At 71.2% G+C, this 7878-nt stretch carries 7 protein-coding genes and 1 pseudogene; 2 read left to right on the plus strand and 6 right to left on the minus strand.

All coding sequences use genetic code 11. The features are described from left to right. Position 1: 1 nt before the first annotated feature. The 4 genes from cysT to mnmH all read right to left on the minus strand — a co-directional run bounded on the left by cysT (position 2) and on the right by mnmH (position 3580). A complete protein-coding gene (gene cysT / locus A9O67_RS02580; RefSeq protein ID WP_058616760.1) occupies positions 2-868 on the minus strand; it encodes a sulfate ABC transporter permease subunit CysT in 867 nt (288 codons plus the stop codon). Positions 869-872: 4 nt separating this feature from the next. After that, positions 873-1904 (minus strand): sulfate ABC transporter substrate-binding protein, encoded by a 1032-nt coding sequence (locus A9O67_RS02585; RefSeq protein ID WP_082955298.1) that lies wholly within the window; start codon positions 1902-1904, stop codon positions 873-875. 104 nt (positions 1905-2008) lie between these two features. After that, positions 2009-2494 carry a DUF3429 domain-containing protein gene (locus A9O67_RS02590; RefSeq protein WP_058616761.1) on the minus strand — a complete coding sequence of 162 codons (486 nt, stop codon included), beginning with the start codon at positions 2492-2494 and terminating at the stop codon, positions 2009-2011. A 21-nt stretch (positions 2495-2515) separates the two neighbouring features. Then, positions 2516-3580, minus strand: coding sequence for a tRNA 2-selenouridine(34) synthase MnmH (gene mnmH, locus A9O67_RS02595; RefSeq protein WP_068607073.1), 1065 nt, complete (start codon positions 3578-3580; stop codon positions 2516-2518). 41 nt (positions 3581-3621) lie between these two features. On the opposite strand from mnmH, the gene selD reads away from it, so the two are divergent. Next, positions 3622-4698 (plus strand): selenide, water dikinase SelD, encoded by a 1077-nt coding sequence (gene selD, locus A9O67_RS02600; protein WP_068607075.1) that lies wholly within the window; start codon positions 3622-3624, stop codon positions 4696-4698. Positions 4699-4741: 43 nt separating this feature from the next. On the opposite strand, the pseudogene A9O67_RS02605 reads toward selD, so the two are convergent. Beyond that, positions 4742-5317, minus strand: a pseudogene (locus A9O67_RS02605) (flavin reductase family protein). A 38-nt stretch (positions 5318-5355) separates the two neighbouring features. Further along, positions 5356-6321 carry a metal ABC transporter solute-binding protein, Zn/Mn family gene (locus A9O67_RS02610; RefSeq protein WP_231960175.1) on the minus strand — a complete coding sequence of 322 codons (966 nt, stop codon included), beginning with the start codon at positions 6319-6321 and terminating at the stop codon, positions 5356-5358. Between the two features lie 292 nt (positions 6322-6613). Here A9O67_RS02610 and A9O67_RS02615 point away from each other — a divergent pair. Then, a partial coding sequence (locus tag A9O67_RS02615) for a methyl-accepting chemotaxis protein (RefSeq protein ID WP_068607079.1) occupies positions 6614-7878 on the plus strand: 1265 nt, incomplete at its 3' end.

The following is a 7878-nucleotide window of genomic DNA, read 5'->3' on the forward strand; positions in this document are numbered from 1 at the left end:
GTCAGCTCCCCGCACGACGGCGCTGCCAGGCCTGCAGCGCATTGATGACAAGCAGCAGCGCAAACGACGCCAACAGCATCACAGTCGCCACCGCCGTGGCCCCGGCGAAGTCGTACTGCTCCAGCTTGCCGATGATGATCAGCGGCACGATCTCCGACACCATCGGCACATTGCCGGCGATGAAGATCACCGAGCCGTACTCGCCCACCGCGCGGGCGAAGGCGAGCGCAAACCCCGTCAGCAGCGCCGGCAGGATGGTCGGGAAGATCACGTGGCGGAAGGTCTGCCAGCGCGTCGCGCCCAGGCACTGCGCGGCCTCCTCCAGCTCGCGCTCCGCGTCCTCCAGCACCGGCTGCACCGTGCGCACCACGAACGGCAGCCCGATGAAGATGAGCGCGATCACCACGCCAGCGGGCTGGAAGGCGAGCTGGATGCCCCACGGCTCCAGCCACTGCCCGATCCAGCCGTTGCCGGCCAGCAGCGCCGCCAGCGAGATGCCGGCCACCGCGGTGGGCAACGCAAACGGTAGGTCCACCAGCGCGTCGACCAGCCGCTTGCCCGGAAACCGGTAGCGCACCAGCACCCAGGCCACCAGCAGACCGGCCACCGCGTTGGCCATCGCCGCCAGCAGCGACGCGCCAAAGGTCAGGCGAAACGCGGCCAGCACGCGCGGCGCCGTCACCGCGTCCCAGAACTCCGTCCAGCCGAGCGTCAGCGTCTTGGCCACCAGCGCCGTCAGCGGAATCAGCACCACGAGGCTCAGATAGATGACGGTGTAGCCCAGCGTCAGCCCGAAGCCCGGCAGCACCCGCCGCCCGGTGCTGCGCGGGACGGCCGGCCCCGTCGCGACAAGCGTGATCGCGGTCATGGCCTCAGCGCCCCGCGGTGTAGAGCTGGTCGAACTGGCCGCCGTCGTTGAAGTGCACCCGCTGCGCCTCGGCCAGGCTGCCGAAGTGCTGCTGCACCGTGAACAGCTTGAGCGGCTTGAAGGTGGCGGCGTACTTGCGCAGCACCGCCTCATTGCGGGGGCGGATGGCGTGGCGGGCCGCGATCTCCTGCGCCTCCTCGGTGTACAGGAAGTCCAGGTAGGCCTTGGCCAGATCGCGCGTACCCTTCTTCTGCACGGTGCGCTCGACGATCGCCACCGGGTTCTCGGCCACGATGCTGACCGACGGGTGCACCACGTCGACCTTGCCGGCGCCAAACTCGCGGTCCACCGACACCACCTCGGACTCGAAGGTGATCAGCACGTCGCCGATGCCACGTTGCAGAAACACGCCCGTGGCATCCCGGCCGCCGCGCGCCAGCACCGGCACGTTGCGGTAGAGCCGCCGCACAAAGTCGGCCGCCTGCTCGGGCGTGCCGCCGCGCGCCAGCACCTGCCCCCAGGCGGCCAGGTAGGCCATGCGGCCGTTGCCGCCTGTCTTGGGGTTGACCACCACCACCTGCACGCCCGGCTTGACCAGGTCGTCCCAGTCGCGGATGTTCTTGGGGTTGCCCTGGCGCACCAGGAACAGCATCGTCGATGTGGTGGGCGCCGCACCGTGCGGGAAGCGCTGCGCCCAGTCCTTGGCGACGACGCCGCGCTCGGCCAGGAAGTCGATGTCCGTGGTCGTGTTCATGGTCACGACGTCGGCGTCCAGCCCGTCGGCCACGGCACGCGCCTGGGCGCTGGAGCCGCCGTGCGACTGCTGCACCGTCACGTCACGGCCGCTGGTTTTCTTGACGTGCGCAATGAAGGCGGCGTTGATGTCCTTGTAGAACTCCCGCGCGACGTCGTAGGACGCATTGAGCAGGGCGGCCGACTGGGCGTGGACCGGCGGGGTGGCGGTCAGGCCGGCGCCCAGCGCCAGGGCAGACAGGGGGGCGGCCCACAGGCCACGGGTGAAGGAGCGGCGTCGCATCGGGAATTCCTCCGGCGGGTCGGATGACATGGCCGGGGATTCTGAGCGGCGCCCCTCAAAACTCAAACGATATTTTTCTGATTTCTTTATTGCCTTTAGGCATATCAAGCCGATTGGGAGGCCAGCGCCGCCAGCACCAGGCACGCACTGGCGCCAAACGTCAGGTGGCGGCGCAGGCGCGGGTACCACGGCGCCACCGGGCCCGGCGGGCAGACCGCCGCCTCCAGCAGCCGCCACAACAGCAGGCCCGCGACCAGCGCGCCGTAGCCGACCCGGGGCCCGGTGAGCAGGCCCGCGGTCATCGCCGCCGCGGCCCACAGCGAGGGCAACACCGACCAGCCCAGGCGCGCCGCCACCCGATCTGCCCCTGCCTGTGCGCCCCAGCCCCAGTGGATGCCGCCCAGAAAGCTCAGGATGGCCCCGCCATAGCACAGCAGCGCCGCGCCGATGGCCGCCTGGGCAAAGCCCGAGGCCAACCACGCGCCGGCGGCACCGGCGGCAAACGGCAGCAGACCACCGTACCCCAGCCAGGCGGCCGCGGCCGGCAAGGGGGCGGTACGGTCGGGATCGTCGCGGTCATCGAGGGCCATGCGGGTGCTTCCTGCGGCAAGTCATCGGAAAACGGGGGGCATGCCGGCGTCATCGAGCAGTTCGGCGGCGGCGCGGTCGAGTCCGGCCGCGTCCAGCGCGGTCACGGGCAGCACGCGCCCAGCCGCCGTTCGCTCCTGCGAACGCCGGTACAGCGGGTCGTAATGGTGCGTCATCAGCTCGGCAAACAGCTCCGGCAATCGCCCCGCCTGCGCCCAGTCCTGCCAGCGGGCGAGCGTGTCGTTGGACTGCAGGCCGCGCAACGCCGACAGGCGCAACGCCAGCGCCTGCGGATCGCGCCCCAGCCAGGCATAGTCCTGCAGCACCAGCGCCAGCCGCGCGGCGAACGGCACTTCCACCTGCACGCGGGGGGCACGCTGCAGCGCGGCGGCCATCGCCTCGGGCAGTTGCACGGCGCCGATCTTGCGGCTTTCGGCCTCCACCCACACCGGCCGCGCGGGGTCGAAGCGCCGCAACGCATCGACCAGCGCGGTGTCGAAGGCCTTCTGGCTGGGCTGCGGCTGCCCGTCGGGCCACGCGCCCAGGATGGAGCCGCGGTGGCGCGCCAGCGCCTCCAGATCCAGCACCTGCGCCCCGCGGGCGGCCAGGGCCTGCAGCAGCCGCGTCTTGCCACTGCCGGTCGGACCGGCGATCACCCGCCAGTCCAGCGTCGGCGGCAGGGCGTCGAGCTGCTCCACGACCCAGCGCCGGTAGCCCTTGTACCCCCCCTGCAACTGCGCCGCGGCCCAGCCGATCTGGCGCAGCCATAGGGCAAACGCGCCGCTGCGCTGCCCGCCACGCCAGCAGTACACCAGCGGGCGCCAGCGCGCGGGCCGGTCCTGCATGACGGCCTCGATGTGGCGGGCGATGTTGCGCGCCACCCAGGCGCCGCCGATGCGCCGCGCCTCGAAAGCGCCGGTCTGTTTGTACAGCGTGCCGACGATGCGGCGCTCCTCGTCGTCGAGCACCGGCAGGTTGATCGCGCCGGGCAGGTGGTCGAGCGCAAACTCCGCCGGGCTGCGGGCATCGATCAGCGTGTCGAACGCACCGATCTGATCCAGGGTGACAATATCCGGTTTGGCGGCCATGGCAAGGCTGCAAATACTGCCGTACGGCAAATGGGACGACGATGAACACCGAGACACGTGACCCGAACCGACTGACCGCCTGGGCCCACGGCGGCGGCTGCGGCTGCAAGATCGCTCCGGCGGTGCTGCAGCGGCTGTTGGCCCAGGTGCCGCCGCACCTGGCGCCCCCCGAGCTGCTGGTGGGCACGGCCACCAGCGACGACGCCGCAGTCTACCGCCTGCGCGACGACCTGGCGTTGGTGGCGACCACCGACTTCTTCACGCCCGTCGTGGACGATGCGTTCGATTTCGGCGCGATCGCCGCCACCAACGCGCTGTCCGACGTATACGCCATGGGCGGCCAGCCACTGCTGGCGCTGGCCCTGGTGGGCATGCCGATCAACCAGCTGCCGGAGGCCGTGATCGGCCGCGTGCTCGAAGGCGGGGCCGCCACCTGCCGGGCCGCGGGCGTGGTGCTGGCCGGCGGCCACTCCATCGACACCGTGGAACCGATCTACGGCCTGGCCGCGATCGGCACGGTGCACCCGGATCACGTCAAGACCAACGCCGGCGCACGGCCCGGCGACGTGCTGGTGCTGGGCAAGCCGCTGGGCGTGGGCGTGCTGTCCGCTGCTCTCAAAAAGGGGCTGCTGGACGCCGACGGCTACGCCCAGATGCGGCGCTGGACCACGCTGCTCAACCGCGCGGGGGCGGTGCTCGGGCCCCTGCCCGGGGTGCATGCCATGACGGATGTGACCGGCTTCGGACTCGCCGGCCACCTGCTGGAGATGTGCCGCCCCGCCGGCCTGCTGGCCACCGTGGACAGCGCGGCCCTGCCCGTGCTCGAGATCAGCCGCGCGCTGGTGCGGCAGGGCATTGGGACCGGCGCATCGGGCCGCAACTGGGCCAGCTATGGCGAGTCAGTGGACCTATCGGCCCTGCCCGAGGGCGACCGCGCCCTGTGGCAAACCCTGGTGACGGACCCGCAAACCAGCGGCGGCCTGCTGGTGGCGTGCGCGCCGGACACGCTGGACGCGGTGCAGGCGGCCTTTACTGCCGCGCAGGGTGCGCCGGGCTGGGTGATCGGCCGCATGGAGACCCCGCCGGCCGGAACGGCACCGGGGCTGCGCCTGCGCTGACCGGACAGGGGCAGGCGGACGCCTGCGTCGCACCAGCCCCGCGTCAGCCCTGCACCGTCGCGCCGGCCACAATGAAGGCGCCGCCCGCCACGTGGTGCAGCGTGCGCAGGTCGTCCGGCGCGGTGTCGAAGTGCTACCGCCCCTGGCGAAACACGCGCTCGTCCGCCCAGGCGGCGCGCACGCGGCCGATGAACAGGTCGTAGGTCTGCTCGTTGTGCGGCTCGGGGATGCGCTCGCACACCAGCCAGCCGACGCAGCCCTCCACCAGGGGCACGTCATGCCCCGGGGCGCGGAACAGCCGCACCCCGTGCCGCTGCAACTTATCGGGAACGGTGCGGGCGCTGTCGGTGCCCACCCCTACCGTCAGATGCGCCAGCGCCTGGGGAGGCAGCTGCAGGGCGAACCGGCCGCTGGCCTCGACCAGCTCGCGCGTGCGGGTGGCCTTGTCCAGCACCACCGTGACCTTGGGGTCGGGCGCAAAGTCCAGGACACACGCCCAGGCGGCGGCCATCACGTTGTCGGTGCCGCCATGCGTGGCCGAGACCAGCACGGTCGGCCCGTGGTTCATCAGGCGGTAGGCGTGGTCCAGCGGGACCGGGACGCATTGGTCGGGCAGCATGGGGCGATTGTCGCTGGCAGGGCCGGCCCCCGCCCCTGTCAAGGCGCAGCGGCGCGCAGGGCGTCCACCATGGCGCGCGTGTTGTGGCGCATCAGCGACAGGTAGTCCGGCACCGGCCCGTCTGGGCGGGACAGCGCGTCGGCATACAGCGGGATGGACGAGGGACGCACCCCCGTCTCGCGCGCCACCTGCTCCACCAGCCGTCCCCCCCCCAGACGCTCAATGAAGATGGCGCGCACCTGCTCGCGCTGGACCTGCCGGATCAGGCGCGCCACCCCGGCTGCGGACGGCTGGCTGTCGGTGCTCACCCCCTGGGCCGGCAGAAACCGCACCCCGTAGGCGCGGGCGTAGTAGCCGAAGGCGTCGTGGGAGGTGACCACCTTGCGCCGCTCGGGCGGGATCGCCATCCAGGCATCGCGGATCTCGCGGTCCAAGGCCTCGAGCTGCTGCGAGTACGCCGCGGCCCGGGCGCGGTAGCCCTCGCAGCCCGCGGCATCGGCGGTGCACAGGGCCTGCGCGATGCGCTGCACAGCGTGCCGCGCCTGCGCCACGTCCTGCCACACGTGGGGGTCCAGATCGCCATGGGCGTGGCCGTGGCTGTGGCCATGGTCATGCTGGGCGGCCTTCAACGGCTCGATGCCGTCCGTCACGCGCACCACGGTGCCACGGTAGGCCGCATTGCGCAGCAGCCGCTCCATCCAGCCCTCGAAACCCAGCCCGTTGACCAGCACCAGCCGCGCGCCGGCCACCCGTCGCGCGTCGGCGGGCGACGGCTGGAACACGTGCGCATCGGTGTCCGACCCCACCAGCGTGTCCACTCGCACCCGCTCGCCCCCCACCTGGCGCACCCAGTCGCCCAGGATGCTGAAACTGGCCACGACGGGCAGAGGCGCCTCGGCACGGGCGGCCGGCGCGGCGATCCCGACCAGAGCGGCCAGGGGCGCCGCCAACCAGCGGGCCACGCGGCGGCGGGACAAGCACATCGAGCGAGAGAACAGGGACATGGCAACGATCGGCAACGGCATCGATACGGGGAAAGGGGAAACGTCGGCCCGGGGGCGGCGCCGCGCTCACGTCAAAGCGGGTCCCGCCGGCCAGGGCCAGCCCGCATTGTCGCGTGCGCGACGGCACCCCACCGCGCGTCGCCCGGAAGGCCCCAGCGCAGAATCAGGCGTCTCCTCGACATCAACGCGATCGACAGGGTCATGCAAAACGGTAAAAATGGCAAGTGACCAGAGGCCTTCCCTTTCCAGCGCCCCTGTGACCGGGGTGTGGCATCCAACAGAAAGGCGTCGCATGCTCGGCTCCCGCCTCTCCCTCGCGGCCAAACTGATGCTGGCCTTCGGCATCATCAGTTTGCTGACGCTCATTGAAGCGGCGTTCATCTGGCGCAACGTGTCCGTGATGGACGGCCAGATGGCGCGGATCCAGGCGCGGCTGATCCCCCAGACCGAACGCATCCGGGACCTGGAGATCACGATCATCCGTGCCTCGCTGGAAACGCGGCACGCCATGCTGGTCAAGACCGAAGCCAAGCGCGAGGCCACGTTCCAGGAGATTGGCCGGCTCAAGCAGGAGGCCGACCGGCTGATCGCCGAATTCGAAGCCAACATCTCGACCGAACGGGGCCGCGCCTTGTTTGCCGAGATTCAGCGCACACAGGCCGAGTTCTGGCGTATCGCGGGCACCGCGGCCCCGCTGATCCGGGCCGGAGACACCGACGGCTTTGTCACGCTGCTGGAGGAGCGCGTGATCCCCGCGCGCAACGCGCTGCTCAAGGCCGTCACCGACCAGCGCGCGTGGCAGGACGCCCTAGTGGCCCGCTCGACCGAGACCTCGCTGGCCATGGGTACCTTCACCGAGGCGCTGGTGCTGATAATCGGCGCGGTGATTGCCGCGCTCGGCTTCGCCATCTCCTGGCGGTTCGCGCGTCAGTTGCGGGGCGCCTTGGGCGGCGAGCCGGCCGAGGCGGTGTCGGCCGTCAAGGCCATCGCCGGTGGGGATTTGACCGGACGGATTGCGGTGCACGCTGGGGACGCCAGCAGCATCATGGCCGAACTGGCCCACATGCAGGAACGGCTGACCGCCCTTGTCGCCCGCGTGCGGCAGGGCGTGGACAGCGTGGCCGGCGCCTCCGCCGAGATTGCCACGGGCAATGCCGACCTCTCGCAGCGCACGGAGCAGCAGGCGGCAAACGTGCAGGACACGGTGCAGGCGATGCGGGACATCACCCAGCTGGTGCGCACCAACGCCGAAAGCGCCCGTTCGGCCAGTCAGACCGCCGCTGGCGCCCGGGAAGCGGCACAACGGGGCAACGAGATCGTCGGCCAGGTGGTCACGACGATGGGGCAGATCCAGCACGCCAGCCAGAAGATCGCCGACATCCTGCAGGTGATCGACGGCATCGCCTTCCAGACCAACATCCTGGCGCTGAATGCGGCGGTGGAAGCGGCGCGCGCGGGAGAGGCCGGCCGTGGCTTCGCCGTCGTGGCAAGCGAGGTGCGCTCCTTGGCCTCGCGGTCATCGGCCGCCGCGCGCGAGATTGAACCGTCCCCGGTTTT

The sequence above is a fragment of the Tepidimonas fonticaldi genome (assembly GCF_001675355.1).
GTDB classification, from domain to species: Bacteria; Pseudomonadota; Gammaproteobacteria; order Burkholderiales; family Burkholderiaceae_C; genus Tepidimonas; species Tepidimonas fonticaldi.